This window comes from Microbacterium maritypicum MF109, assembly GCF_000455825.1.
GTDB lineage: Bacteria > Actinomycetota > Actinomycetes > Actinomycetales > Microbacteriaceae > Microbacterium > Microbacterium maritypicum_A.
In genome coordinates, this window is record NZ_ATAO01000206.1 from 255,640 (window position 1) to 280,644 (window position 25,005).

The window sequence follows — 25,005 nt, forward strand, 5'->3', positions numbered from 1 at the left end:
GAAGTACACCAGTTACCGTCCTCAGATCTTCGAGTGAAACCCGGGGACGACGTCGGCCCGCTCGTTCAGTGCAATGGTTCTCCCGCCACGAGGCGGCGTTATCGAGAGCCGTCCTCGCTCGTGGGAGCAGTGCTTGTGGCGGTGGCTCCTGCGGTGACTTCTTCGGTCGGAGGCTCGCTCACGTCCACGAAGTCAGAGGGATTGTTCTGCGATTGTACATCAGCGTCCACGTCCGTCCGTTCGCGGCCCGGCTGGTACGGCGAAGGCTCGAGTCCGGGGTGTCGACGTGTCTGGACGATGAGGATCGCGAGACCGACGAGGACGCCGATGATCGCGGCAAGGACGTTGCTGCGCAGGCCGAGGATGATCTCGCTCGGATCGATGCGGATCGACTCCCAGACGATGCGGCCTGCGCTGTACCAGATCAGGTAGATGGCGAACAGACGGCCCCACTGGAAGAAGAGCTTACGGCCGAGCCAGAGCAGGACGATGACTCCCAGTCCGTTCCAGAGAACCTCGTAGAGGAAGGTCGGGTGGAACAGCGTGCCCTCGGGCAGCCCCGGGGGGAAGGCCGAGTTCGTGGACGGGATCTCCAGCCCCCAGGGCAGGTCCGTGGGAAGACCGAAGAGCTCGTTGTTGAACCAGTTGCCGAAGCGGCCCATGGCCTGCGCCAACAGCAGGCCGGGGGCCAGGGCGTCGGCGAACGTCCAGAAGCGGATACCGGTCCAACGGCACCCGAGGTACGCACCGATCGCACCGCCGATGAGGGCACCGAAGATCGCGATTCCGCCCTCCCAGATCGCCCACACCGAGCCGGGCTGGAAGGGGTTCCAGGTGTTGATCCCCTCCCCGAAGTAGTCGTTCGGGTGGGTCAGGACGTGGAAGATGCGCGCACCGATGATCGCCAGGGGCACGGCCAGGATCGAGATGTCGATGACGACCCACGGCTCCGCGCCGCGCTTGGTGAGACGGTGATTCGTCAGGAAGGTCGCCACGATGATGCCGGCGATGATGCACAGCGCGTAGAAGTGGATCCGAATGGGCCCGAGGTCGAAGTACGAGACCGTGGGGCTCGGGATGCTGGCGAGCACGTTCGTGAAGGTGCTGTGGAGCGCGAGTGACATGAGTGCGATTCTAGTTCTCGTGATCGGGGCGTGCCGACGAGGTGCCGGAGGCCAGGTTTCGGGTGATTTCCGCAAGGGCGGGCACGCCGCCGTCACGCAGGGCGCGGACGAGCGCGGTGCCGACGATCGCGCCGTCGGCATACTCCGACACCCCGGCGATCTGCTCGGCGGTGGAGATTCCGATGCCGACGCATGCACGGTGAGCGCCGTGCGCGCGAAGACGCCCGACCAGGGTGCGGGCGGCGCGATCGAGCTCAGCGCGCTCCCCGGTGATGCCCATGGTCGAGACCGTGTAGACGAACCCGGTGGACGACTTCACCACAAGGTCGAGACGCTCGTCGGAAGAGGTCGGAGCGGCGAGGAATACCCGGTCCAGGCCCGTCCGCTCGCTCGCGGCGATCCACTCCCCTGCCGCGTCGGGTGTGATGTCGGGCGTGATCAATCCGGCGCCGCCCGCAGCGAGCAGGTCGTCCGCGTAGCGGTCGATGCCGTACTGCATGACCGGGTTCCAGTACGTCATCACGAGGACGGGCACATCGGTCGCCGCCGTGATCGCGCGGATCGCCGTGAAGAGGTCGGCCATCCGGAAACCTGCCGCCAGGGCCTTGGTGGTCGCCTCCTGGATGATCGCGCCGTCCATCACCGGGTCGCTATACGGCGGGCCCAGCTCGATGATGTCGACACCGTTCTCGGCGAGGGCGATGGCCGCCTGGATGCTCGTCTCGAGGTCGGGGAAGCCCACGGGCAGATAGCCGACGAAGGCACTGCGCCCGGCGTCCTGTGCGCGCTGGATCGCCTGTTCGACGCGGCTCATAGCTGCGGCTCCCCCTTCGCGGCCAGTTCTTCCTCTTCGCTCTCCGCGGCGACATCGTGGGCCAGAGCGGCCTCGTCGTAAAGCTGGAAGTAGCGCGCCGCGGTGTCCATGTCCTTGTCGCCGCGGCCGGACAGACACACGGCGATCAGTCCGTCGGGGCCGAGCTCGCGGCCGATGCGCAGGGCACCGGCGAGAGCGTGCGCCGACTCGATGGCGGGGATGATCCCCTCTGTCCGGCTGAGCAGACGCAGCGCCTGCATCGCCTCGTCGTCGGTGGCCGGGATGTACTCGGCACGACCGATGTCGGCGAGCCACGAGTGCTCCGGACCGACGCCCGGGTAGTCGAGTCCGGCGGAGATCGAGTGCGACTCGACGGTCTGACCGTCGGCGTCCTGGAGGACGTAGGTCTTCGCACCGTGCAGCACACCGGGGCGGCCCCGCTCGATCGACGCCGCGTGCTTCTCGGTGTCGACGCCGTCGCCCGCCGCCTCGACGCCGTAGAGCTTGACGCCCTCGTCATCGAGGAACGCGTCGAACATGCCGATCGCGTTGGATCCGCCGCCGACGCACGCCATGACGGCGTCCGGCAGACGACCGACCTCGTCGAGCAGCTGGGCACGCGCCTCTTCGCCGATGATCTTCTGGAAATCACGGACCATCGCGGGGAACGGGTGCGGTCCCGCCGCGGTACCGAAGATGTAGTTGGTGGTCTCGACCGACGCCACCCAGTCGCGGTAGGCGTCGTTGATCGCGTCCTTGAGCGTTCGCGAACCCGAGGTGACCGGAACGACCTCCGCGCCCAGAAGGCGCATGCGGGCGACGTTGAGCGCCTGACGCTCGGTATCGACCTCGCCCATGTAGATGGTGCACTCCAGACCGAACAGCGCCGCTGCGGTCGCCGTCGCGACGCCGTGCTGACCGGCACCGGTCTCGGCGATCACGCGGGTCTTGCCCAGACGCTTGGTCAGCAGCGCCTGACCGAGCACGTTGTTGATCTTGTGCGAGCCGGTGTGGTTGAGGTCTTCGCGCTTGAGGAAGATGCGCGCACCCCCGGCGTGCTCGGCGAACCGCGGTACCTCGGTGATGGCGGAAGGGCGGCCGGCGTACGAGCTGAGCAGGTGCGCGAGCTCGGCTCGGAACTCCGGATCGACGATCGCCGCCTCATAGGCCACCGTCAGCTCATCGATCGCGGCGATGAGCGACTCAGGCATGTAGCGCCCGCCGAACTCGCCGAAGAACGGGCCGTGCTGGTCGCGCAGGCTCATCATGCCTCCAGGAAACTCTCGAGGGTGGCGACCGGGTCGCCGGTCACGAGCGCCTCGCCGATCAAGACGACATCGGCGCCGGCGGAGCGGTAGTGCACGACATCGGCGGGCGTCAGCACCGCGGACTCCGCGATCTTCACCGCCGTGTCGGGGATTCGATCGACCAGGCGCCCGAAGAGGTCGCGGTCGAGTTCGAGGGTCTTGAGGTCTCGCGCGTTCACGCCGATCAGCGGCGCGCCGAGATCGATCGCGGCCTCGAGCTCATCCGCGGAATGCGTCTCCACGAGAGGGGTCATGCCCAGCTCGCCGATGAAGCCGAAGAGATCACGGAGCACCGCGGGCTCGAGGCCCGCGACGATCAGCAGAACGAGGTCGGCACCCGCCGCACGGGCTTCGAGCACCTGGTAGCGGGTGGCGATGAAGTCCTTGCGCAGCACCGGCAGCGACACCCGGGCCGTGACGGCCTCGAGGTCGGCGAGGCTTCCACCGAAACGACGCTCCTCCGTGAGGACGCTGATCGCGGAGGCGCCGCCCGCCTCGTACAGGGAAGCCTGCAGCGCGGGATCGGGGATGTCGGCGAGAGCTCCTCGCGAGGGGCTCGCGCGTTTGACCTCCGCGATGATCTTCACCCGATCCGACGGTGCGAGGAACGACAGGGCGTCCTTGGCCGCGGGGCGTGCGAGAGCGTCTCGCTCGACAGTGGCCAGCGGGCGCGACAGGGAGCGACGCTCAGCGTCTGCGACAGCGCCGGCCGTCAGGTCGGCGAGCACCATTAGTGCGCCTTCGGAGCGTACTTCGGACCCTTCACGCCGTAACCGGCCTTCGCGAGCGCCCAGCCGACGATCGCACCGATCGGGATGAGCGCGACCGAGGCCACGACGAGGGCGGGCTGCTCGAAGCAGAAGGCGACGGTGCCGGCGGCGACGCCGACCAGCATGATCACGACGGCGGTCCAGGCGGCAGGCGAGTGTCCGTGGCCGGGGTCGGCGATCGGGTTGGTCATGTTCTCCTCCGGGGGGGACGACGTGCGGTTCGGAATCAGTCTATCGGGGTCAGCGCGTCGGATCGGTGCCCCGGGACAGCTCGTCCCAGGAATCCACGGCGTCGACGGGACCGTCATGCGCGACCTCGACGTGTTCGGTCCGGTAGCGCCGCCCTCCGGCCTTCCATCCCCGCCACGTGATCAGGACGACCAGGGACGCGACGAGCAGGATCGCCCAGCCCACGAGGGCGATGTACGGCCAGGCGGACGGCACGATGCTCGCCACGACCTCGTGGACGGCGAGTCCCCCGGCGAGACCGGTGACCTCGGTCACCGTCGCCGCGACCGCGTCGAAGGGTTCGGCGATCAGCAGCTGGAGAGTCGACCAGCCGAGGAACAGCGCCGTCGCCGCCGCGAGGACACCGAAGATCAGGCGCACGACCTTGCCGGAGATCGACAGCGCCGCGCCGAGGGCCAGAACCGCGAGACTGAGCGGAGCGAGCAGCACCATGGCGGAGGCACCGGGGACCAGGATCGCCTCGCCCGCATCCGCGCGCTCGACCGTCAGCCAGGTCTGGGTCGACGAGATGATGCCGATCGCACCGGCGAGAAGGAATCCGGAGACGGAGAGGGCGCGACCGCGCTGCGCGAAGCTCACGACTGGTCCGTCCCGACGATCGCCTCGAGATCGTTCGTGTCGAAGCACGTGCGTGTGCCGGTGTGACAGGCCGGTCCCGTCTGCGCGACGAGGAGAAGGATCGCGTCCCCGTCGCAGTCCAGACGCGCCTCGTGCACGACCTGGATGTTCCCTGACGTGTCCCCCTTGCGCCAGTACTCCTGGCGGGAGCGCGACCAGTACGTCGCCCGCCCTGATGTCAGGGTGCGTCGAAGCGCCTCCGCATCGACCCAGGCGAGCATGAGCACCTCGCGCGTGTCCCACTGCTGCACGATCACGGGGGCCAGGCCGTCGGCGTTGAAGACGACCTGTGCGATGCGCTCCTCCACCGAAGCCGCCTGCCCGTCTGCATCGCTCATCGTACGAGCACTCCTTCCGCGCGAAGCGCGTCCTTGACATCTCCGACCGTGAGCGCGCCGGTGTGGAACACGCTCGCCGCCAGGACGGCATCCGCGCCCGCTTTGATCGCGGGAGCGAAGTCGGAAGCCCGCCCCGCCCCGCCCGAAGCGATGACCGGCACGGAGGCCGCCTCGCGCATCAGGCGGACGAGCTCCAGGTCGAAGCCGTCACGCGTGCCGTCGGCGTCGATCGAGTTCACCAGCAGCTCACCCGCGCCGCGTTCCGCAGCCTCCCGCGCCCAGTCGAGCGCATCGAGGGTGGTCTGGGTCCGGCCGCCGTGTGTCGTCACGACGAAGCCCGAGCGCGTTGTCGGAGCACGCTTCACGTCCAGCGACAGCACGAGCACCTGGGCACCGAACCGGTCAGCGATCTCGCCGATGAGCTCAGGGCGCGCGATCGCAGCGGAGTTGACCCCCACCTTGTCCGCGCCCACCGCGAGGAGACGTGCGACATCGTCGACGCTGCGCACGCCCCCGCCCACGGTCAGCGGGACGAACACCTGCTCGGCGGTGCGCTGCACGACATCGTAGGTCGTCGCACGGGCGTCGACCGTGGCGGTGACGTCGAGGAAGGTGATCTCGTCCGCGCCCTGGGCGGCGTAATGCCGGGCGAGCTCGACCGGGTCGCCCATGTCGCGCAGGTTCTCGAAGTTGACTCCCTTGACGACGCGGCCATCAGCCACGTCGAGGCACGGGATCACCCGACTGGCGAGCGTCATCAGAGCCTCGCGTTGTGGATCGCGGTGACCAGGATGGCCCGCGCACCCAGCGCGTACAGTGCATCCATCACGGGGTTCACGCGGGAGCGCGCCACCATGACCCGCACCGCGACCCACTCGGGGTCGCGCAGCGGCGAGACGGTCGGCGATTCGACGCCGCCGGCGATCTTCACGGCGTCATCGAGGAGGGCGACCGGCAGGTCGTAGTCGATCATCACGAAGCGACGTGCGACCATCACGCCGCGGAGGCGACGAAGAAGCGTGTCCGCTCCCTCGGCATCCACCGGTCCCGCGATGAGTACCGCCTCGGATTCCAGGATGACCGGACCGAAGACCTCGAGCCCGGCCTGGCGCAGGGTCGTCCCGGTCTCGACGACATCGGCGACCGCGTCGGCGACGCCGAGGCGGACCGCGGACTCCACGGCTCCGTCGAGCGGCACCAGATCGACGGCGATGTCGCGTTCGTCGAGGAACGCGTCCACCAGGCCGGGATACGACGTGGCGATGCGCAGACCGTCGAGCTCGCTCACGTCGGTGTAGCGTCCGGTCGGAGCGGCGAAGCGGAACGTCGAGCCGGCGAAACCGAGCGCCTCGATCTCCCGCGCACCCGGCATACGGGCGTCGAGCAGCAGATCACGTCCGGTGATGCCCACATCGATCGCGCCGGAGCCGACATAGGTGGCGATGTCCTTGGGGCGGAGGAAGAAGAACTCGACGTCGTTCTCGGCGTCGATGACGTGCAGGGTCTTGGGGTCGCGGCGACCGGCGTAGCCCGCCTCGGCGAGCATGTCGGCGGCGGTCTCGGAGAGCGAGCCCTTGTTGGGAACAGCGATGCGCAGCATGGATGGCTTTCAGTTCGAGGAGATCGGAACGGAGCGCATCACAGATGTCGGTAGACGTCCTGCAGGCTGAGGCCCTTCGCGAGCATCATCACCTGGACGTGGTACAGCAGCTGGGAGATCTCCTCGGCGGCGGCTTCGTCGGACTCGTACTCCGACGCCATCCACACCTCGGCGGCCTCTTCCACGATCTTCTTGCCGATCGTGTGCACGCCGCCGTCGAGTTCGGCGACCGTCCCCGATCCCTCAGGACGGGTCTCGGCCTTGACGCTGAGCTCGGCGAACAGCTCGTCGAAAGTCTTCACGGTTCCAGGCTAGCGGCTCTGGCGAGGTCTCTCAGCCGGGTGACGGCCGCCTCGATGTCATCGGCGCCGTATACGGCCGAGCCGGCGACGAACGTGTCGGCGCCCGCATCGGCGGCGATCTCGATCGTACGGTCGGAGATGCCGCCGTCGACCTGGAGCCAGACGCGGGATCCTCGCCGACGCGCCTCGTCGGCGAGGGCACGGAGCTTCGGCATCGTCTCGGGCATGAAGCCCTGTCCCCCGAAGCCGGGCTCGACCGTCATCACGAGGATCTGATCGAACTCGTCGAGCACGTCGTACAGCGATTCCACGGGAGTCGCCGGCTTGACCGCGACCCCCGCCCGCGAGCCGATGTCACGCAACCGGCGTGCGAGGGCCACGGGATCGCTCGACGCTTCGAGATGGAAGGTCACGCTCGCCGCGCCGATCTCGGCGTATCCGGGAGCCCAGCGCTCCGGGTCGGTGATCATCAGATGCACATCGAGCGGAATCGGACTGGTCGCCTGGATGCGTTCCACCATCTGCGGGCCGAACGTCAGGTTGGGGACGAAGTGGTTGTCCATGACATCCACGTGCGCGAAGTCGGCTGTCGCGATCCGGGCGAGGTCCGCCTGCATGTTCACGAAATCGGCAGCGAGGATACTCGGGTTGATGCGCGGGGCGCGGGGCAGTTCCACGGTCCTAGTCTTCCTTCCCAGATGAGTGGTTCCCGGTCGATGAGCGTTGCAGGAGTGCGAGGAACATCGCGTCCGTCCCGTGTCGGTGCGGCCACAGCTGGGCGCTACCCGACCCCTCCCGCCCCTCCTCGGCCAGATCGATCGGTGAGCGAGCGACATCGGCGATGGCCGCGCGCGCATCGAGTTCGACGACGTCGGTGCGGTCGCGCAGGACCTCCTTGACGACGCCCGTCGTCTCGGCGAGGTGAGGAGAGCACGTGACGTACGCGACGATCCCGCCCGGGGCCAGAGCATCGACGGCGGAGGAGAGCAGCTCCACCTGGAGCGGAACGAGCTCGGCGACGTCGGCCGGAGACTTGCGCCACCGTGCTTCCGGACGGCGGCGCAGCGCACCGAGGCCCGTGCAGGGGGCGTCCACGAGGATGCGGTCGAACTCGCCCGGCCGCGATGCGGCGAGGGTGCGCCCGCCCTGCTCGTGCACCACGACGTCACCGGGAACCGCCCTGAGCGCCTTGCGGACGAGTCGCGCGCGGACCGGGACGATCTCGTTCGCCTCCAGCGTCGCCTCGTGCTGACGCGCGATCGCGGCGAGGAGTGCCGTCTTGCCGCCGGGACCGGCGCACAGGTCGAGCCAGCGCTCCCCCGTCTTGATGGGCGCGGCGCCCGCGAGCGCGAGCGCGACGAGCTGGGACCCCTCGTCCTGCACGCGCACGGTACCGCCCGAGGCTTCCACCGGCCGACGCGGATCGCCTCCGGGAGACGCGAAGGCGGTCGGCGCGTAGGGAAGTCGGGGCTCATCGGGCTCCGCCAGGCCGGGGAGGGCGACGAGGGTGACCTCGGGCGAGGCGTTGTCGGCATCGAGAAGAGCGTCCAGTTCCTCTCCGCGCCCCTCGGCCGCCAGAGCGCGACGCAAGGCGCGGATCACCCAGACCGGGTGTGCGGAACGCAGAGCGAGGCGCTCGTCGTCGGAGCGTGCCCCGCTCTCGATGCGTTCCTGCCAGTCCTCGCTCGATTCGCGCGTGATACGTCGGAGCACCGCGTTCGCGAAGCTCGATGCGCCACGGCCGGACTCTGAGGCCACGAGGTTCACCGACTCGTTGACAGCCGCATGCGAGGCGACGCGGGTGGCGAGCAGCTGGTGCACCGCGAGGCGCAGCGCATCGAGCACGGCCGGATCGATGCTGTCGGTCGAACGATCCGCCGCAGCGGCGATGATCGCATCATACGTGCCGAGTCGTCGCAGCGTGCCGTAGGTCAGCTCGGTCGCGAGGGCCGCGTCCTGCGGAGAGAGCCGCGCATCGGCGATCGCCGGAGGAAGGACGAGGTTCGCATAGGCATCCGTCTCGGACACCGCGCGCAGCACGTCGTAAGCCACCCGTCGCGCGGGTTGCACGGTACGGACGCGGCCACGCTGACCGTCGCGACGAGCCTCTGTCGCTCCCCGCCCGCCACGCGGCCGTCCGTTCGACGGCTGCGGCCGCCGGGGTCGTCCGTCTTCGCTCATGATCCCGCCACCAATTCATCGACCCCGCGCAGACCGCGCCACCAGTCGACGGCATTCATCGCTCCCTTGCCCGCGGGCTGAACCCTGGTGACGGCCAGCGGCCCGGTGGACGTGCCGATGTGGAGCGCCGTCTTGGCGCCACGAAGACGTCCTGGGGCCAGCGCTTCGGCCTCCGGCGCAGGGACCGCTTCCAGCACCTTCAGCGGCTGCCCGGCGACGGTGGTGTGCGCGCCCGGTTCCGGGGTCACCCCACGGAACCGGGCGAACACGACATCGAGCGGCTGGTTCCAGTCGAGCAGTCCGTCGGCGAGCGTCAGCTTGGCGGCGAAGGTCGGCTCGCCCTGCTGAGGCACCGCTACCGCTGTACCGTCCGCGATCCCCGAGACCACGTCGGCCGTGAGTTCGGCGCCGTCCAGCGCGAGCGCCTCGAGCGCCTCTCCCGCCGTCGCCGTCGCGGGAAGGTCGATCGTGCGGCTCGCGAAGACGTCGCCGGCATCCAGCTCCGCGACGAGCTGGAAGACGCTGGCACCGAGAACCTCGTCGCCGGCGATCAGTGCGCGCTGCACCGGAGCCGCGCCCCGCCAGGCGGGCAGCACGGAGAAGTGCAGGTTGATCCAGCCCGCGGTCGGCGCCGAGAGCAGCGGCTCGCGCACGAGCCCGCCGTAAGCCACGATCACACCGAGGTCCGCCCGCAGGGCCGAGATCGCTTCGGTCGCGGCGTCATCGAGCCGAGCGGCCTTGATCACGGGGAGGCCCAGTTCGACGGCCGCTTGAGCCACGGGCGACGGAGTCAGCACCCGACGACGCCCGAGAGGTGCGTCCGGTCGGGTGACGACCGCGGCGATGTCGTGGGACACCGCGAGGCGACGAAGGGTGGGCACGGCCGCAGCGGGGGTGCCGGCGAAGACGAGGCGCATGAAGGTTCTCCGGAAGGGTCAGAGCTCTGGTTCGAGGATATCGAGGCGGACGGAGAGCGTGCTCTTGGTCGCACGTCCCTTTCGGCGACGCCCGCTCACTGCTTCGGCCACGACCGCGGCGCGCAGTGCGGTCGCCACCCGCGCTCCGGCGCCGTAGTCGAACCGAACGAGCGCCCGCACCCGTGGAGGGACGTCGTCGGATTCGACCGGGACGGGCCCGAGCACCGCGTCGGGAGGCAGCGCGAGCTCGGTCAGCGCGGCGAGAGCGCCGGAGACCGCGGGAGCCGACCCCTGGATCAGGGCCACCCGGGTCGTCGGCGGCATGTGCAGAGGTGCCCTGCTGTCGAGCTCCATGCGGGCGTGGCCCGCCTGATTCCAGGTCGCGAGCGCCTTCGCGGCCGCGCCGTTCACTCCGACCAGATGGATCGGTGCGCCGGGTGCGGCGAGGGCCGCCGCGTTCGACCACCAGCGCAGGCAGGACTCGGCGACGCGCAGATCGGGCGCCTGGAGCATCCGTGGGCCGTCGAGCAGGACGACGGCACGATATCCGCCGTCGGCGATCGGCTCGGCACCACGGGTCGCCACCACGAGCGCGGGCTTGGAGGGAACCCGCTCCACCGGGTGCGCACTGTCGGCGACGATCACGCGCACGCCCGGGAACGCCCGACCCAGTTCGTCGGCGGTGCGCTCGCTCCCGGATGAGGCCAACCGCAGCTTGGTGGAGGAGCACGACGGGCATGACCATGCGCTGGCCGATCGACCGCACCAGGCGCACACCGGCACGGCACCGCGATGCTTCGCCCCGAGCGGACCGCCGCAGTGCGCGCATCGAGCCGGGGCCCGGCATTCCGCACACACCAGCGACGGGGAGAAACCCGGTCGCGAGACCTGCACGAGCACCGGTCCCTCTGCTGCGGCGGAACGGGCGGCGAGAAACGCGGAAGACGGCATCCGCTGGGCGGTGGGTTGTTCCATCTCCTGGGGCGTGCTGAGCACGACGCGGGGCAACACGCGGCGCGTTGCTCTGACGTCCTGCAACCAGCCGAGGGCGACCAGACGTTCCACATCGGTCGTCCGGGTGTGCCCGGCGAAGAGCAGCGCCGATCCCTCGAGCTCCTGACGCAGCAGCGCAGCATCACGCGCATTGACGTACGGGGCCAGCGGCTCCCCCAGGAGAGGATCGCCGTCGTCCCAGATCGCCACCATGCCGGCGACGACCGGCGAGTAGACCGCCGAACGGTTTCCCACCACGACGCACGGCGCGTCCTCGAGCGTGCGCAGGAAGCCGCGATAGCGATCGGGGTTGGTCTGACGGGAGTCATGGCGCACGATCGCTGCGACGGGCACGAGGACCTCGAGCGCGGCGAGAAGTCGATCGAGGTCACGGCTGTCGGGGACCACGATGATCGACGACTTCCCCGCGGCGAGCATCCGCGCCGCCGAGGCCGCCAGCAACCGGGACCATCCCTGAACCCCGTCGACGAGTTGCGGAATCGCCTCGACGGCCGCCCGTCCACCCGCATCGAGCACGACATCGAGGCCCTCGTAGAGACCGACGGTCTCTTCTGCCGCGATGAGCGCATCCGCCGTCGGCGCCTCGGCCGGTGTGTCGGCGGTCCAGGCCTTCTCGACGCGCACCTGGCGCTTGGGGATGACGAGCCGAAGCACATCGGAGGCCGAACCCGCGGCGCGATCCGCCACGCGGCGTGCGAGCGTGTGCAGGCGCTCCGGAAGCACCGGCACCAGCGACACCACGCTCTCGACTTCCGAGAGCGCCCGGTCGGCGTCGTCCTCGGTGTCGACGTCGACGACATAGCCGTCGATCACACGCCCGGCGGAGCGCAGCGGGACCTGCACGCGAACACCACGCGGCACCTCGCCCCACTCGGGAGGCAACGCGTAGTCGAAGAGCCGATCGAGCTGCGGCAGGGGCGAATCGAGGAGCACGCGCGCGATGCGCCGGCTCTCCGGAGGCATCAGGACCGCGGTCCCATCAGAGCCCGGCAGCGCGACGCAGCTCTTCGGCGCGGTCGGTGCGCTCCCAGGTGAAGTCGGGGAGCTCGCGGCCGAAGTGCCCGTAGGCGGCCGTCTGGGCGTAGATCGGACGCAGCAGGTCGAGCTGCTCGATGATCGCCTGCGGGCGCAGGTCGAACACCTCGTTGATCGCCCGCGTGATGACTTCATCCGACACCGTGCCGGTCCCGAAGGACTCGACGTAGAGACCGACGGGACGGGCGACGCCGATGGCATAGGCGACCTGTACCTCGAGACGCTCCGCCAAGCCTGCGGCGACGGCGTTCTTCGCCACCCAGCGCGTGGCGTATGCACCGGAACGGTCGACCTTGGACGGGTCTTTGCCGCTGAACGCCCCACCGCCGTGACGCGATGCTCCGCCGTAGGTGTCGATGATGATCTTGCGACCGGTCAGACCCGCGTCGCCCTTGGGGCCACCGGTGACGAAGGGACCCGCGGGGTTGATGTAGAGGGTGACGTCGTCGAGATCGAGACCTGTCGTCGCGAGCACCGGGTCGATCACGTGCGCACGGACCTGAGCCTGAAGCTCTTCCTGCGAGATGTCGGGGTGGTGCTGCGTGGAGACCACGACGGCATCGACGGTCTTCGGAGTGAAGCCGTCGTACCCGAGGGTGACCTGGGTCTTGCCGTCGGGGCGCAGGAAGGGCAGCTCCCCGCCGCGACGCACCTCGGCGAGACGCTCCGACAGACGGTGAGCGGTCCACGCGGCCATCGGCATGAGCTGAGGCGTCTCGTTGGTCGCGAAGCCGAACATGATGCCCTGATCGCCGGCGCCGAGGCCGTCGAGCGGGTCCACCGAGGACCCGTCGCGGTGCTCCTGCGCGCTGTCGACGCCATGGGCGATGTCGGTCGACTGCTCGCCGACCGAGATGCTGACGCCGCACGAGGAGCCGTCGAAGCCGGTGTCGCTCGAGGTGTATCCGATGCCGTTCACGACCTGACGGACGATCGTGGGGATGTCGACGTATGCCTCGGTCCGGATCTCACCTGCCACATGGACGAGGCCCGTCGTGACGAGCGTCTCGACTGCGACGCGCGAGCCCGTGTCCTTCGCGATGAGGCCGTCGAGGATGCTGTCCGAGATCTGGTCGCAGATCTTGTCCGGGTGCCCTTCGGTGACGGACTCGGACGTGAACAGACGCAGGGCGCTCATCGGTACTCCAGAACGGGACGGACGGAAGGAGGGTGTTGCACCCATTCTGGACCGCGCCTCCGACAGACGGGAGGCGCGGTCTCGAATATCACTCTGCGTGACGCAGACGGAGCTTGTCCTCGTTGATCTCGTGCAGGGCGATCGTGAGCGGCTTGTCCTCGACGGACGAGTCCACGAGCGGGCCGACGTTGTCGAAGAGGTTTCCCTCGTGCAGGTCGGAGTAGTAGTCGTTGATCTGACGCGCACGCTTGGCGGCGTAGATGACGAGCTCGTACTTCGAGTCGACGCGGTCGAGCAGGTTGTCGATGGGGGGATCGATGATTCCGTTGTTGTGTCCGGCCATGGTGAGACCTCCTGATCAGGCGACGGGATCGTCGCGAAGACGGTGCGAAAGGCGCGCGAAGACGCTCAGCGCGCAGAGCTTGTGGACAATTCTACGACCTCGCGAGCCGCGGTGGCGACGTCCTCGTTCACGACGAGGTGGTCGAACTCGTTCTGGGCGGCGAGTTCGACCTTCGCGGTGCGCAGTCTTCTGGCCCGTTCCTCGGCGTCTTCCGTGCCTCGCCCGACCAGTCGATGCACCAGTTCATCCCAACTCGGGGGCAGCAGGAATATCAGCGTCGCCGACGGCTCTGCACGACGCACCTGACGGGCGCCCTGGAGGTCGATCTCGAGGAGCACGGTCTTGCCCTCGGCCAGTGCGGCGTCGATCGGCGCGCGTGGCGTGCCGTAGCGGGAGCGGTTGTGCACCACGGCGTACTCGAGCAGCTCGTCGTCGGCGATCAGCCGGTCGAACTCGGCGTCGTCCACGAAGTAGTAGTGCACGCCGTCGATCTCACCGGGGCGGGGCGGCCGGGTCGTGGCCGATACCGACAGGTGGATCTCCGGGTTGTGCTCGCGGATATGCGCGGCGACGGTCCCCTTCCCCACAGCGGTGGGGCCGGCGAGCACCAACAGGCGGCTCCGTGCGTCGCGCGGGGTCGGCACCGGGAAGCGCGAATCGAGCCAGGCCTCCAGCACCCGGCGCTGGCGCGCGCCGAGACCGCCGAGACGCTTGACCGGGGAGATGTGCAGCTCATCGAGCACGCGGTCACGCTTGCCCGCACCGATCGCGGGGAGCGCCAGCAGGAAGTCGGTGATGCGCATCGACCCCTCCACCGAGTCGGCATCGGCCGTCGCGCGGTGCAGGACGGTCTGCGGGGTCACCACGCGCATCGTCAGGTCGCGTTTGACCGATGCCCTGGCGCGGCGCCGTTCCACGGCACGGCGGGCGGCCGCGGCCCTGTCGACCTCGGGAACCGTACGCTGCGCGTCAGGCACGCGCCACCTCCAAGTACTCGGCCGCACGCGCGGTGATGGCGGTCGCCAGGTCGGCGGGACCGGCGGAGAGGATGCTGCGGCTCTCGCTCGCGATCACGGCATCCGCCATCGAGCCGAAGCGAAGGCGGAGATCAGCGGGAGTCGCGCCCTGCGCGCCGAACCCCGGAGCGAGGATGGGGGCGACCGGGCCGAACGGCGAAAGGCCTGCGGCCGCCCAGTCCACGGTCGCGCCGACGACGAAGCCGAAGCTCCCCCACTCGCCTGCGCCCGAGGCTGCGGCATTGCGTGCGGAGACCTCCCCGATGATCGCGGCAGACACCGTCTCATCGCTCGCAGTGATCGAACGCTGGATGCCCGCTGCCTCGGGGTTGCTGGTGGCGGCGAGCACGAACACGCCCTTGCCGTGCTCTTCGGCGAGGGCGAAGGACCCGTCGAGGGCACCGACGCCGAGGAAGGGATTCACCGTGAGCGCGTCGGCTTCGAGCGAGGATCCCGGCGTCAACCACGCCTTCGCGTAGTCGTCCATGGTCGATCCGATGTCGCCACGCTTCGCATCGGCGATCACGAGCAGATCTGCGGCACGTGCCGCCGCGAGCACCTCTTCGAGAGCTGCGAAGCCTGCGGAACCGAAGCGCTCGAAGAACGACACCTGAGGCTTCACGAAGCCCACCCGACCGGCCGCCGCCTCGACGGTGCGGAGGCCGAACTCACGGACACCGTGCGCGTCGTCGGTCAGCCCCCACGCAGCGAGCAGTGCCGCGTGGGGGTCGACGCCGACGCAGAGCGGGCCCCGCGCACTCAGCGCGGACCGTGTGCGTTCGCCGAAGCGTTCGCTCACAGTGCCGCCTTCCGGTCCAGCGCGTACTCCTGCAGGCTCTTGACCTGGAAGCCCTCGTGGGCCGCGTCCATCCCGCTCACGGCCGCGCCGAGCACAGCCATCGTGGTGAACAGCGCCTTGTCGGCGGCGACGGCGGCAGCGCGGATCTCGTAGCCGTCCGCTCGCGCGGCACCACCGGACGGAGTGTTCACGACGATGTCGATCGAGCCCTCGTTGATGAGGTCCACGATGTTCTTCGCTCCCGACTCCTGCGTCTCGCTGTACTTCTCGACGACCGTGACGGCGATGCCGTTGCGCGAGAGGATCTCGGCGGTGCCCTCCGTCGCGACGATCGTGAAGCCGAGCTGCTGCAGACGGTGGGCGGGGAGGATGACAGCGCGCTTGTCCGAGTCGGCCACCGAGATGAACACGGTTCCCGAGGTGGGCATGCCGCCGTAGGCCGCGGCCTGGCTCTTGGCGAACGCGGTCGGGAAGTCGCGGTCGATGCCCATGACCTCACCCGTGGAACGCATCTCCGGGCCGAGCACGGAATCGACGGTCTTGCCGTCGGCGGTGCGGAAGCGCTTGAACGGGAGCACGGCCTCCTTGACCGACACGGGTGCGTCGAGCGGAACGCGCGAACCGTCCTGCTCGGGAAGCATCCCTTCGGCGCGCAGCTCGGCGACCGTCGAGCCCGTCATGATGCGGCTCGCAGCCTTGGCCATCGGGATGCCGAGTGCCTTCGACACGAACGGCACGGTGCGGCTGGCGCGCGGGTTGGCCTCGATCACGTAGAGCACGCCGGCGCTGATGGCGAACTGCACGTTCAGGAGTCCGCGCACGCCCACGCCCTCGGCGATGGCCAGCGTGGCCTCCCGCACGCGGTCGACATCGGTCCGGCCGAGCGATACCGGCGGCAGCGTGCAGCTGGAGTCGCCGGAGTGGATGCCGGCCTCTTCGAGGTGCTCCATGACGCCACCGATGTACAGGTCGGTGCCATCGTAGAGCGCATCGACGTCGAGCTCGATCGCGTCGTCGAGGAAGCGGTCGACCAGGAGGGGCTTGCCTTCCTCGATGACGACCTCGCCCGCGGTGCGCACGAAGTAGTCGCGCAGCGACGCGGTGTCGTACACGATCTCCATGCCGCGTCCGCCGAGCACGAAGCTCGGACGCACCAGCACCGGGTACCCGATCTCCTCGGCGATGCGCACGGCACCCTCGACGTCGATCGCGGTGCCGTTGCGCGGTGCGACGAGACCGGCCTCGTCGAGCAGCCGCGAGAAGAGCTCGCGCTCCTCCGCGAGGTCGATCGCCTCGGGGCTCGTGCCGAGCACCGTGTAGCCGGCGGCCTCGATGCCCTTCGCGAGTCCCAGGGGGGTCTGACCGCCGAGCTGACAGACGACACCGAGGATGGTGCCGCTCGCGGCCTCCGCATCGAGCACCTCCAGCACGTCTTCGAGCGTGAGCGGCTCGAAGTACAGGCGGTCGGAGGTGTCGTAGTCGGTCGAGACCGTCTCCGGGTTGCAGTTGACCATGACGGTCTCGAAGCCGGCATCGGACAGCGCGAACGAGGCGTGCACGCACGAGTAGTCGAACTCGACGCCCTGCCCGATGCGGTTCGGGCCCGATCCGATGATGACGACCTTGGTGCGTTCGGACGGCTCGACCTCGGTCTCGAAGTCGTAGCTCGAGTAGTGGTACGGCGTGAGAGCCGGGAACTCGCCGGCGCAGGTGTCGACCGTCTTGTACACCGGGCGGATGCCGAGACCGTGGCGCACGCCGCGGACCTCGGCCTCAGAGGTTCCGCGGAGCTCGGCGAGCTGTGCGTCGGAGAAGCCGTGTTCCTTGGCGTAGCGGAGCGTCGCCGCATCCAGTTCGGATGCCTGGCGCACGACCTCGGCGACCTCGTTGATCAGCACGATCTGGTCGAGGAACCACGGGTCGATCGCCGTCGCATCGAAGGCCTGCTCCACGGTCGCACCCTTGCGCAGCGCCTGCTGGAGGGTGACGATCCGACCGTCGGTGGGGATCTTCGAGATCTCGAGCAGCTCCTCGACGGAGCGGTCCTCCACGCCCCAGTGGAAGCTCGATCCGCGCTTCTCGAGCGAGCGGAGCGCCTTCTGCAGCGCGGTCGCGTAGTTGCGGCCGATGGCCATGGCCTCGCCTACCGACTTCATGGTCGTGGTCAGCGTCGCGTCGGCGGCCGGGAACTTCTCGAAGGCGAACCGCGGCACCTTGACGACCACATAGTCGAGCGTGGGCTCGAAGCTCGCCGGCGTCACGCCCGTGATGTCGTTCGGGATCTCGTCGAGGCGGTAGCCGAGCGCGAGCTTGGCCGCGAGCTTCGCGATCGGGAATCCGGTGGCCTTCGAGGCGAGGGCGCTGGACCGCGAGACGCGCGGGTTCATCTCGATCACGATGATGCGGCCGTTGGTCGGGTCGACCGCGAACTGGATGTTGCAGCCTCCGGTGTCGACGCCGACGGCGCGGATGATGTCGATCCCGATGTCGCGCATCTTCTGGTACTCGCGGTCGGTGAGGGTGAGCGCCGGGGCGACCGTGATCGAGTCGCCCGTGTGCACGCCGACCGGGTCGACGTTCTCGATGGAGCAGACGACGACCGTGTTGTCGGCTGTGTCGCGCATGAGCTCGAGCTCGTACTCCTTCCAGCCGAGGATGGACTCCTCCAGGAGCACCTCGGTGGTCGGCGAGTCTCGCAGGCCGGCGCCGGCGATGCGGCGCAGGTCTTCCTCGTCGTAGGCGAAGCCCGACCCCAGGCCCCCCATCGTGAAGCTCGGGCGGACCACCATCGGGTAGCCCAGCTCGTCGGCAGCCGCCAGCACTTCGTCCATGGTGTGCGCGATGCGGGAGTCCGCCACGTCGGCACCGGCGTCGAGCACCAGCTGCTTGAAGATCTGGCGGTCCTCGCCCTTGTTGATCGCCTCGAAGTTGGCGCCGATCAGCTCGACGTCGTACTTCTCGAGGATGCCGTGGTTGTGCAGCTCGATCGCCGCGTTCAGCGCGGTCTGACCACCCAGTGTGGGCAGGATCGCGTCAGGACGCTCCTTCGCGATGATCGTCTCGATGACCTGCCAGGTGATCGGCTCGATGTACGTCGCGTCGGCGAAGTCGGGATCGGTCATGATGGTCGCCGGGTTGGAGTTGACCAGGATGACCCGGACGCCCTCCTCGCGCAGCACACGGCACGCCTGGGTGCCGGAATAGTCGAACTCGCAGGCCTGACCGATGACGATCGGGCCGGAGCCGATGACGAGGACGGAGTTGATGTCGTCGCGCTTGGGCATTACTTGGAGTCCTTCTGGCTTGCGATGACCAGGTCGCGGAACCTGTCGAAGAGGTAGTTGGCGTCGTGGGGGCCGGCCGCCGCCTCGGGGTGGTACTGCACCGAGAACGCCGGGATGTCGAGGGCGCGAAGCCCCTCGACGACGTTGTCGTTGAGGCCGACGTGGCTGACCTCGACCTTGCCGTAGCCGTTCGGGCTGTCGAAGGTGCCCTCGATCGGAGCCTCGACCGCGAAACCGTGGTTGTGCGCGGTGATCTCGACCTTGCCGGTCTGCTTGTCCAGCACCGGCTGGTTGATGCCGCGGTGACCGAACGGCAGCTTGTAGGTGCCGAGGCCCAGCGCACGACCGAGGAGCTGGTTGCCGAAGCAGATCCCGAAGAACGGCAGCCCGTCATCGAGCACCGCACGCAGCAGCTCGACATGGTCGCCGGAGGCCGCGGGGTCTCCGGGGCCGTTCGAGTAGAAGACGGCGACCGGGTCGACCGCACGGATCTCGTCGATCGTCACGTCCTGCGGAAGGACGTGCACCTCGAAACCGCGGGCGGCGAGGTTGTCGATCGTCGCCTGCTTCACACCGAGGTCGAGCACGGCGAGGTTTCCGATCCGCTCCCCCATCGCCGTCGTCACGGTGGCCACGTCGACCGAGACCTCGGCGGACAGGTTGCGCCCGGCCATCTCCGGTGCTTCGCGGACGATGCGCACCTGCTCCTCGGCATCGAGCGCCGCATCGGCACCGGAGAAGATCCCGCCGCGCATGGAGCCGGCCGACCGGATGTGGCGGGTGATCGATCGGGTGTCGATACCGCTGATCCCCACGACGCCGTCTTCGACGAGCACGTCGTCGAGCGAGGCGTTCGCGCGCCAGTTCGACACGACGCGGGAGGGGTCGCGCACGATGTAGCCGGCGACCCAGATGCGACGTGATTCGGCGTCTTCGTCATTCATGCCCGTGTTGCCGATGTGCGGCGCCGTCTGCAGGACGATCTGGCCCGCGTAGGACGGATCGGTGATCGTCTCCTGGTATCCGGACATGCCGGTCGCGAAGACGACCTCGCCGAGGGTGCGGCCGCGGGCGCCGTAGGCGCGTCCGATGTGACGTGTGCCGTCTTCCAGGACGAGGACGGCGGGATCGGGAAGCGAGGCCGCGGGGGCCTGCCCGGAGGTTGTCGAGAGTGTCATGACTGTGCTCCTGTGTCGGGGGCGGCGGGGACGAGCCGCTGCAGGTCGGAGATGAGGTTCTGGGGATCGCCGGTGGCGAGGCGCAGGTAGCTGTCGACGATGGTGTCGTCGTCGATGTTCCAGGCGATGCGCACGAGGCCGCCGGGCTCCACGACGCGGTCGATGGTGACCGTAGCGCGGTCGACGGCGACGAGCCGGTCGTTCGCGAGGAAGACCGTCGGGGTACCGTCGAGGCAGAGGGCGATGCCGCGATCCGTGAGCGCGAGCTCGCCGCGGGCCCGGTACGCGAGAGGTGACACCGCGAGACGCTCGAGCGGCTGCTCGTGCCGTGTCGTCGACACGTACAGCACCTCGTCGCGGCGGGCGACCTCCGCGTGCTCAGGCACACCCAGCGGGGCCGTGAACACGGAATCGCGGCGGACTCGTCGTCGCCAGGCGAGAAGCATCACCAGCAGCACCAGGAGCGCGACGGCGATCGTGATCGCGACGGCGAGGTCCCGAGCGCTCATGCGCGGAGCTCCTCGACGACGCTGCCGCCGTCCACCGTGAGCACGCCGCCGTGGATCGTGTACTCCACTCGTCCGGGAAGCGCGCGGCCGAGGTACGGCGAGTTCACGCTCCGGCCGTGGAGGTCGGCCTCCGTGAAGACACCGTCGACCGCGGCGTCGTACAGTGTGAGCTGTGCCGGCTGTCCGACTTCGAGCGGCGTGCCGTGTCCGGAGAGACGTCCGATGCGAGCGGGCGCCGCGCTCATCACACGCGCGATGTCGGCCCAGTCGAGCAGGCCGGTCTGCACCATCGACTGGTGCACGACGCGCAGCGCGCTCTCGAGACCCACCATGCCGTTCGCCGCTGCCTGCCACTCGCAGGCCTTGTGCTCGCTGGGATGCGGGGCATGATCGGTCGCGACGATGTCGATGGTTCCGTCGGCGAGACCCTCGCGCACCGCGAGCACATCCTCTTCGCGACGCAGCGGAGGATTGACCTTGTAGCGCGCGTCGTACCCGCGCACGAGTTCGTCGGTCAGCAGGAGGTGGTGAGGGGTGACCTCGGCCGTTACGTCGATGCCGCGCTTCTTGGCCCAGCGGATGATGTCCACCGAGCCCGCGGTCGAGAGATGGCACACGTGCAGTCGCGAGCCGACGTGCTCGGCCAGCAGCACGTCGCGGGCGATGATCGACTCCTCGGCGACCGCGGGCCAGCCGGCGAGACCCAGCTCGGCCGACACCGTGCCCTCGTTCATCTGCGCGCCCTCCGTGAGGCGAGGGTCCTGCGCATGCTGGGCGATCACGCCGCCGAACGACTTCACGTATTCCAGCGCGCGACGCATGATGAGCGGGTCGAACACGCAGAAGCCGTCGTCGCTGAAGACACGGACCTGCGCGCGGGAGGTGGCCATCGCGCCCAGCTCGGCGAGCCGCTCGCCCTTCTGCCCGACGGTGACGGCGCCGATGGGCTGCACCGTGGCGTAGCCCGCCGCTTCACCGAGCGCGAGCTCCTGCTCCACGACACCAGCGGTGTCGGCGACCGGCGAGGTGTTGGGCATCGCGAAGACAGCGGTGAAACCGCCGGCCGCGGCGGCGCGCGTTCCGGTGAGGATCGTCTCGGACGCTTCGTAGCCGGGCTCGCGCAGATGCGTGTGCAGGTCGACCAGTCCGGGCAGGGCGACGAGACCCGCTGCGTCGATGACCCGAGCACCCGAGCGCTGCAGTCCGCTCCCGATCTCGGCGATCCGGCCGTCCTCGATGATGATGTCGGCGCTCGCGGCACCGAGCAGTCGTGCACCGGTGATGACGAGGGTCTCGCTCACAGGTCTCCCCCTCGTTCGTCGTCTCGTTCTCCTGCCAACAGCAGGTACAGCACCGCCATGCGGACGGATACCCCGTTCGTGACCTGTTCCAGCACCGTCGAGCGGGGGGAATCGGCAGCTTCCGAGGAGATCTCCAGTCCCCGGTTCATGGGTCCGGGGTGCATGACAATGCTACCTGCCGGAAGACCGGCCACACGCCGTGCGTCCAGGCCCCAGCGTCGGGAATACTCCCGCTCAGTCGGGAAATACGCCGCATTCATCCGTTCCAGCTGGATGCGCAGCATCATCACGGCGTCCGGCTCTTCCGCCAACGCCTCATCGAGGTCGTAGACGACCCGCACCGGCCAGAGCGACACGTTCTGCGGAACCAGCGTGGGCGGCGAGACGAGCGTGACATCGGCGCCGAGCGTGGTGAGCAGCCAGACGTTGGAGCGCGCGACCCGAGAGTGCAGCACGTCACCGACGATCACCACGCGCAGACCGCTCAGGTCACGACCGCGACTGTCGGCGCCGAACCGGCGCTTGCGGATCGTGAAGGCGTCGAGCAGCGCCTGCGTCGGGTGCTCGTGGGTGCCGTCGCCGGCGTTCACGACACCGGCCGAGATCCAACCGCTGGTGGCGAGCGTCTGCGGCGCGCCGGAACCCGGGTGCCGGACCACGACCGCGTCAGCACCGATCGCCTCCAGGGTCTGCGCCGTGTCCTTCAGGCTCTCGCCCTTGGAGACGCTGGATCCCTTCGCCGCGAAGTTGATCACATCGGCGGAGAGGCGTTTGGCGGCCGCCTCGAACGAGATGCGCGTGCGCGTCGAATCTTCGAAGAAGAGGTTCACGACGGTCTTGCCACGCAGCGTCGGAAGCTTCTTGACCTCACGCGACTGCGTGTCGGACATGTCTTCGGCGACGTCGAGGATGCGCAGGGCGGTGGCCCTGTCGAGGGTGCGGGTGTCGAGGAGGTGTCTCATTCGCCGATCGTCACCTCCTCCGCACCGTCGTTCTCGAAGAGGCGCACGTTGACCCGCTCGGTGCGGGCGGAGGGGATGTTCTTGCCGACGAAATCGGGACGGATCGGGAGCTCACGGTGCCCGCGGTCGACGAGGATCGCGAGGCGCACGACCGAGGGGCGCCCGATCGACTGGATCGCGTCCAACGCTGCCCGGATGCTGCGACCGGAGAAGAGCACATCGTCGATGAGCACGACGGTCTTGCCGTCGATGCCGCCGACCGGGATCTCGGTGGGTTGCGGGGAGCGTGTCGGGTGCTGGGCGAGGTCGTCGCGGAAGAGCGTGACGTCGAGAGCGCCGACCGGGACGGACTGCTGCGCGATCTCGCTGATCAGCAGCCCGAGGCGATGGGCGAGGGTCACACCGCGGGTCGGGATGCCCAGCAGGACCAGATTCTCGGCTCCTCGATTGGACTCGAGGATCTCGTGCGCGATACGGGTCAGCGCTCGTGAGATGTCGGCTTCGTGCAGCACGGTGCGCATGCTCATCGGCCGCTCCCTTCTCCGCCTCACAGGACGGTGTTAAAGGTTGCTTGTGATGTCAGTCTATCGGAGCGCGGGGACTCCGGCGGATCAGCTGGCCTCCTGCAGCACGGGGTCGGTGACCTCATCGATCTTGGAGGAACGGATCGGGTGACCGGCGGTCGACAGACAGCGCCCCGTCTTCAGGTCCCACTTCCAGTCGTGCATGCTGCACGTGAGGATGCCGTCTTCGTCGACCGTGCCCGTGCGGGTGAGGTCGGCACGCAGGTGCGGGCACCGGCGCTGCACGACCCAGTCGCCGATCTCGGCATCCTCGGTCTGGTCGGTCTGCTCCTGGTACCAGTTCTCGACGTACTCGATCCGATCCACGGAGAGGCACTTGAGGAACGTGGTGAGGAACTCGTTGAACTTGCCGCTGCGCCCCACGGAGAACTGCATCGAGAGGAAGATCGAGTTCGACCAGTCGATCTCGTGATCGACGATGTTCGTCGAGACCAGGTCTGCGGGGATGGTGTACCAGTAGATGCACTCCTCCCCGGCGTACTCCCGGACCTTCGCGCGGGGGAAGTCGACCACCATGTCGAGCTCGCCGATGCGGAAGCGCACGCACCCGCCGACGCCGAGTCGGATCGTGCGGGACTTCTTCAGCAGCGGCTCCCACCAGTTCTTGATCGCCTCGAGCATCTCGGCGGGCGGGATGATCGCGGCACGAGAAGCCTCCTCGTCGCGGATCTCCTGCTGTCGACTCGCCCGCTGCTCCTCGAGGTAGTCCCACTTCTCGTCGAAGATGTGGGAGATCTCGGCCTCGGTGTAGAGCGTCTGCTCGCTCGTGACGGATCCGTCCTCGACCGTGACGACCGTGCCGGGGATGAAGAGCTGCCCGTCGTACTGCGGCGCCAGCTCCTTCATGTGCGCGAGGAACTGCTTCTGGTCGGTGAAGATCGACTCGCCGTTCTTACCGAGGCCGTTGAAGTCGAACAGGTCGTCACGCAGGAACATGGGCGGGCCCGCCATCGGGAAGACGTGCGGAGCGTCGACCTTCTCGATGTAGTACATGGCGCGCTTGTTCTGCGCTTCGCGCTTGAGACGGGCGAAGTTCTGCTTGGCATCGAGAGGCAGGTCGTAGACCATGGGCCACCAGATCGCGCCGGACACCTGAGTGAAGTACGCGTCGGGCTTGCCGAAATCGAGCAGCTTCTCGAGATCGAGCGGGTGGGAGTCGTTCTGGTTCAGCATCGAGCCGGTGCCGTCGTCGACGCTCAGCGAGGAGTCGCCGATCGGACCGTCGCTGGGGGCTCGCAGCGGCGTGATCATCATCTTGAGCTCGCCGCGCTGGATCACCTGCCCGGCCGGGGCGTACGTGATGTTCGTGTAGCCGAGTGCCCGGATGTCCTTCTCGAGGTCATCGGTCGGGTACTCCGGAAGCAGCACCTCGATGTCCTTGCGGATGTAGCGTTCGAGGAGCCGCGGGTCGAAGTGGTCGCGGTGCCGGTGCGAGATCCAGAGGAAATCGGCTTCACGCCCGAAACGCTCCCAGTCCAGGCCTCGGTTGTCGGGGAACGGGAACCAGGATCCGTAGAACGAGGGTCCGAGGACCGGGTCGCAGATGATGTTCCCGCCGACCGTCTCGATGAACATCCCGGCGTGGCCGAGTCCCGTGATCCGCATTGCATTCCTCCCGAAAG

At 68.7% G+C, this 25,005-nt stretch carries 25 protein-coding genes; all 25 read right to left on the minus strand.

Annotated elements, in window-relative coordinates; all coding sequences use genetic code 11:
* Positions 1 to 98: 98 nt before the first annotated feature.
* Complete coding sequence (gene lgt, locus L687_RS35510) at positions 99 to 1,124, minus strand: prolipoprotein diacylglyceryl transferase (protein WP_021200594.1); 1,026 nt, start codon at positions 1,122 to 1,124, stop codon at positions 99 to 101.
* A gap of 10 nt (positions 1,125 to 1,134) precedes the next feature.
* Complete coding sequence (trpA, locus tag L687_RS35515; RefSeq protein ID WP_021200595.1) at positions 1,135 to 1,938, minus strand: tryptophan synthase subunit alpha; 804 nt, start codon at positions 1,936 to 1,938, stop codon at positions 1,135 to 1,137.
* Complete coding sequence (gene trpB, locus L687_RS35520) at positions 1,935 to 3,203, minus strand: tryptophan synthase subunit beta (protein ID WP_021200596.1); 1,269 nt, start codon at positions 3,201 to 3,203, stop codon at positions 1,935 to 1,937. Before trpB ends, trpA begins: the two co-directional genes overlap by 4 nt.
* Positions 3,203 to 3,973 (minus strand): indole-3-glycerol phosphate synthase TrpC, encoded by a 771-nt coding sequence (trpC, locus tag L687_RS35525; protein ID WP_031207661.1) that lies wholly within the window; start codon positions 3,971 to 3,973, stop codon positions 3,203 to 3,205. The genes trpB and trpC overlap by 1 nt, the downstream gene beginning before the upstream one ends.
* A 2-nt stretch (positions 3,974 to 3,975) precedes the next feature.
* Positions 3,976 to 4,206, minus strand: coding sequence for an HGxxPAAW family protein (locus tag L687_RS35530; protein WP_021200598.1), 231 nt, complete (start codon positions 4,204 to 4,206; stop codon positions 3,976 to 3,978).
* A gap of 49 nt (positions 4,207 to 4,255) precedes the next feature.
* Entirely contained in the window at positions 4,256 to 4,843 is a 588-nt protein-coding gene (locus L687_RS35535) for a Trp biosynthesis-associated membrane protein (RefSeq protein ID WP_021200599.1), read from the minus strand.
* On the minus strand, positions 4,840 to 5,220 hold the full coding sequence (hisI, locus tag L687_RS35540) for a phosphoribosyl-AMP cyclohydrolase (RefSeq protein WP_021200600.1): 381 nt from the start codon (positions 5,218 to 5,220) through the stop codon (positions 4,840 to 4,842). Before hisI ends, L687_RS35535 begins: the two co-directional genes overlap by 4 nt.
* Positions 5,217 to 5,978 carry an imidazole glycerol phosphate synthase subunit HisF gene (gene hisF / locus L687_RS35545; protein ID WP_021200601.1) on the minus strand — a complete coding sequence of 254 codons (762 nt, stop codon included), beginning with the start codon at positions 5,976 to 5,978 and terminating at the stop codon, positions 5,217 to 5,219. The genes hisI and hisF overlap by 4 nt, the downstream gene beginning before the upstream one ends.
* Positions 5,978 to 6,820 (minus strand): ATP phosphoribosyltransferase, encoded by an 843-nt coding sequence (gene hisG, locus L687_RS35550; protein WP_021200602.1) that lies wholly within the window; start codon positions 6,818 to 6,820, stop codon positions 5,978 to 5,980. Before hisG ends, hisF begins: the two co-directional genes overlap by 1 nt.
* Positions 6,821 to 6,858: 38 nt before the next feature.
* Complete coding sequence (locus L687_RS35555; RefSeq protein WP_017202142.1) at positions 6,859 to 7,122, minus strand: phosphoribosyl-ATP diphosphatase; 264 nt, start codon at positions 7,120 to 7,122, stop codon at positions 6,859 to 6,861.
* Positions 7,119 to 7,799, minus strand: coding sequence for a ribulose-phosphate 3-epimerase (rpe, locus tag L687_RS35560; protein WP_021200603.1), 681 nt, complete (start codon positions 7,797 to 7,799; stop codon positions 7,119 to 7,121). The genes L687_RS35555 and rpe overlap by 4 nt, the downstream gene beginning before the upstream one ends.
* 4 nt (positions 7,800 to 7,803) lie before the next feature.
* Positions 7,804 to 9,303 carry an RsmB/NOP family class I SAM-dependent RNA methyltransferase gene (locus L687_RS35565; protein ID WP_031207663.1) on the minus strand — a complete coding sequence of 500 codons (1,500 nt, stop codon included), beginning with the start codon at positions 9,301 to 9,303 and terminating at the stop codon, positions 7,804 to 7,806.
* The gene (locus L687_RS35570; RefSeq protein WP_021200605.1) at positions 9,300 to 10,220 is read right to left on the minus strand and encodes a methionyl-tRNA formyltransferase; all 921 of its coding nucleotides are present in this window, start codon (positions 10,218 to 10,220) and stop codon (positions 9,300 to 9,302) included. Before L687_RS35570 ends, L687_RS35565 begins: the two co-directional genes overlap by 4 nt.
* A gap of 18 nt (positions 10,221 to 10,238) precedes the next feature.
* Positions 10,239 to 12,197, minus strand: coding sequence for a hypothetical protein (locus L687_RS35575; RefSeq protein WP_021200606.1), 1,959 nt, complete (start codon positions 12,195 to 12,197; stop codon positions 10,239 to 10,241).
* A gap of 16 nt (positions 12,198 to 12,213) precedes the next feature.
* Positions 12,214 to 13,407 carry a methionine adenosyltransferase gene (gene metK, locus L687_RS35580; protein WP_021200607.1) on the minus strand — a complete coding sequence of 398 codons (1,194 nt, stop codon included), beginning with the start codon at positions 13,405 to 13,407 and terminating at the stop codon, positions 12,214 to 12,216.
* An 88-nt stretch (positions 13,408 to 13,495) separates the two neighbouring features.
* Positions 13,496 to 13,750 (minus strand): DNA-directed RNA polymerase subunit omega, encoded by a 255-nt coding sequence (gene rpoZ, locus L687_RS35585; protein WP_017204385.1) that lies wholly within the window; start codon positions 13,748 to 13,750, stop codon positions 13,496 to 13,498.
* A gap of 65 nt (positions 13,751 to 13,815) precedes the next feature.
* Positions 13,816 to 14,727, minus strand: a complete 912-nt coding sequence (gene gmk, locus L687_RS35590; RefSeq protein WP_021200608.1) for a guanylate kinase — start codon at positions 14,725 to 14,727, stop codon at positions 13,816 to 13,818.
* Complete coding sequence (gene pyrF / locus L687_RS35595) at positions 14,720 to 15,565, minus strand: orotidine-5'-phosphate decarboxylase (RefSeq protein WP_021200609.1); 846 nt, start codon at positions 15,563 to 15,565, stop codon at positions 14,720 to 14,722. The genes gmk and pyrF overlap by 8 nt, the downstream gene beginning before the upstream one ends.
* The gene (gene carB / locus L687_RS35600) at positions 15,562 to 18,849 is read right to left on the minus strand and encodes a carbamoyl-phosphate synthase large subunit (RefSeq protein WP_021200610.1); all 3,288 of its coding nucleotides are present in this window, start codon (positions 18,847 to 18,849) and stop codon (positions 15,562 to 15,564) included. The genes pyrF and carB overlap by 4 nt, the downstream gene beginning before the upstream one ends.
* Positions 18,849 to 20,027, minus strand: coding sequence for a glutamine-hydrolyzing carbamoyl-phosphate synthase small subunit (gene carA, locus L687_RS35605; RefSeq protein WP_021200611.1), 1,179 nt, complete (start codon positions 20,025 to 20,027; stop codon positions 18,849 to 18,851). The genes carB and carA overlap by 1 nt, the downstream gene beginning before the upstream one ends.
* A complete protein-coding gene (locus tag L687_RS35610; RefSeq protein WP_021200612.1) occupies positions 20,024 to 20,536 on the minus strand; it encodes a PH-like domain-containing protein in 513 nt (170 codons plus the stop codon). The genes carA and L687_RS35610 overlap by 4 nt, the downstream gene beginning before the upstream one ends.
* Positions 20,533 to 21,837: a dihydroorotase gene (locus L687_RS35615; RefSeq protein ID WP_021200613.1), complete on the minus strand. Its 1,305-nt coding sequence runs from the start codon at positions 21,835 to 21,837 to the stop codon at positions 20,533 to 20,535. Before L687_RS35615 ends, L687_RS35610 begins: the two co-directional genes overlap by 4 nt.
* Complete coding sequence (locus L687_RS35620) at positions 21,834 to 22,799, minus strand: aspartate carbamoyltransferase catalytic subunit (protein WP_021200614.1); 966 nt, start codon at positions 22,797 to 22,799, stop codon at positions 21,834 to 21,836. The genes L687_RS35615 and L687_RS35620 overlap by 4 nt, the downstream gene beginning before the upstream one ends.
* Positions 22,796 to 23,326 (minus strand): bifunctional pyr operon transcriptional regulator/uracil phosphoribosyltransferase PyrR, encoded by a 531-nt coding sequence (gene pyrR / locus L687_RS35625; protein ID WP_021200615.1) that lies wholly within the window; start codon positions 23,324 to 23,326, stop codon positions 22,796 to 22,798. The genes L687_RS35620 and pyrR overlap by 4 nt, the downstream gene beginning before the upstream one ends.
* Before the next feature lie 84 nt (positions 23,327 to 23,410).
* Positions 23,411 to 24,988, minus strand: coding sequence for a Rieske 2Fe-2S domain-containing protein (locus tag L687_RS35630; RefSeq protein WP_021200616.1), 1,578 nt, complete (start codon positions 24,986 to 24,988; stop codon positions 23,411 to 23,413).
* Between the last annotated feature and the right edge of the window lie 17 nt (positions 24,989 to 25,005).

What these genes read in the sequence shown, in the direction of transcription:
- carA (WP_021200611.1), bottom strand. Translation starts at nt 20,027, where the DNA reads ATGACACTCTCGACAACCTCCGGGCAGGCCCCCGCGGCCTCGCTTCCC.
- hisF (WP_021200601.1), bottom strand. Translation starts at nt 5,978, where the DNA reads ATGACGCTCGCCAGTCGGGTGATCCCGTGCCTCGACGTGGCTGATGGC.
- rpoZ (WP_017204385.1), bottom strand. Translation starts at nt 13,750, where the DNA reads ATGGCCGGACACAACAACGGAATCATCGATCCCCCCATCGACAACCTG.
- L687_RS35530 (WP_021200598.1), bottom strand. Translation starts at nt 4,206, where the DNA reads ATGACCAACCCGATCGCCGACCCCGGCCACGGACACTCGCCTGCCGCC.
- metK (WP_021200607.1), bottom strand. Translation starts at nt 13,407, where the DNA reads ATGAGCGCCCTGCGTCTGTTCACGTCCGAGTCCGTCACCGAAGGGCAC.
- L687_RS35575 (WP_021200606.1), bottom strand. Translation starts at nt 12,197, where the DNA reads ATGCCTCCGGAGAGCCGGCGCATCGCGCGCGTGCTCCTCGATTCGCCC.
- L687_RS35620 (WP_021200614.1), bottom strand. Translation starts at nt 22,799, where the DNA reads ATGAGACACCTCCTCGACACCCGCACCCTCGACAGGGCCACCGCCCTG.
- carB (WP_021200610.1), bottom strand. Translation starts at nt 18,849, where the DNA reads ATGCCCAAGCGCGACGACATCAACTCCGTCCTCGTCATCGGCTCCGGC.
- trpA (WP_021200595.1), bottom strand. Translation starts at nt 1,938, where the DNA reads ATGAGCCGCGTCGAACAGGCGATCCAGCGCGCACAGGACGCCGGGCGC.
- L687_RS35610 (WP_021200612.1), bottom strand. Translation starts at nt 20,536, where the DNA reads ATGAGCGCTCGGGACCTCGCCGTCGCGATCACGATCGCCGTCGCGCTC.
- hisG (WP_021200602.1), bottom strand. Translation starts at nt 6,820, where the DNA reads ATGCTGCGCATCGCTGTTCCCAACAAGGGCTCGCTCTCCGAGACCGCC.
- pyrR (WP_021200615.1), bottom strand. Translation starts at nt 23,326, where the DNA reads ATGAGCATGCGCACCGTGCTGCACGAAGCCGACATCTCACGAGCGCTG.
- lgt (WP_021200594.1), bottom strand. Translation starts at nt 1,124, where the DNA reads ATGTCACTCGCGCTCCACAGCACCTTCACGAACGTGCTCGCCAGCATC.
- L687_RS35565 (WP_031207663.1), bottom strand. Translation starts at nt 9,303, where the DNA reads ATGAGCGAAGACGGACGACCCCGGCGGCCGCAGCCGTCGAACGGACGG.
- trpB (WP_021200596.1), bottom strand. Translation starts at nt 3,203, where the DNA reads ATGAGCCTGCGCGACCAGCACGGCCCGTTCTTCGGCGAGTTCGGCGGG.
- L687_RS35570 (WP_021200605.1), bottom strand. Translation starts at nt 10,220, where the DNA reads ATGCGCCTCGTCTTCGCCGGCACCCCCGCTGCGGCCGTGCCCACCCTT.
- hisI (WP_021200600.1), bottom strand. Translation starts at nt 5,220, where the DNA reads ATGAGCGATGCAGACGGGCAGGCGGCTTCGGTGGAGGAGCGCATCGCA.
- L687_RS35630 (WP_021200616.1), bottom strand. Translation starts at nt 24,988, where the DNA reads ATGCGGATCACGGGACTCGGCCACGCCGGGATGTTCATCGAGACGGTC.